This is a genomic window from Kitasatospora sp. MBT66 (genome assembly GCF_000710405.2).
Classification (GTDB): domain Bacteria; phylum Actinomycetota; class Actinomycetes; order Streptomycetales; family Streptomycetaceae; genus Kitasatospora; species Kitasatospora purpeofusca.
In genome coordinates this window covers 1-703 of sequence record NZ_JAIY01000014.1, presented here as the reverse complement: position 1 = coordinate 703, position 703 = coordinate 1, and the positions used below count along the sequence as shown (strand labels likewise).

Sequence of the window (703 nt, the reverse complement as noted above, 5' to 3'; positions counted from 1 at the left end):
CCCTGCTGCTGCAGTCCCTGCATCCGGTGGCCATGGCCGCGGTGGCCGCCCACTCCGGCTACCGCGGCGATCCCTGGGGCCGACTCCAACGCACCAGCACCTTCCTGGCCGTCACCACCTTCGGCACCGACGAGGACGCCCGCGCCGCCATCGGCCGGGTCCGAGCCGTCCACGCCCGCATCCGCGGCACGACCCCCGGAGGCGTCCCCTACCGGGCCGACGACCCGCACCTGCTCGCCTGGGTGCACGCGGCCGAGACCGACTGCTTCCTGCGTGCACACCAGAAGTACGGCGCCACGCCTCTGGACCCGGCCGGCTGCGAGGAGTACGTGGCCGACATGGCCCTGGTCGCCACCGACCTCGGCGTCCTCGAACCGCCCCGTACCCGCACCGAACTCGCCGAGGTCCTCCGCTCGTTCCACCCCGAACTCGCGGCGACCGCCGCCGCGGAGGACGCCGCTCGCTTCCTGCTGCTCCGTCCGCCGATCCCGCTCGTCGCCCGCCCCGCCCACGGCGCGCTCTGCGCCTCGGCACTCGCCCTCCTCGAGCCGCGCTACCGTGCCCTGCTGGGACTCCCGGCCTCCGCCGGGCTCGACGCGGCGGCCGGCCCGCTGGGGGCGATGGTGGTACGGACGATCCGCTGGGCCATGCCATCGCCGGACGGCCGGGCCTGAGCCGACTGGTCGCCGGGCCGTGCCGGGTC

At 76.1% G+C, this 703-nt stretch carries 1 protein-coding gene; it reads left to right on the top strand.

The features are described from left to right. A partial coding sequence (locus tag BI06_RS34565) for an oxygenase MpaB family protein (protein WP_043474991.1) occupies positions 1-674 on the top strand: 674 nt, incomplete at its 5' end. Between the last annotated feature and the right edge of the window lie 29 nt (positions 675-703).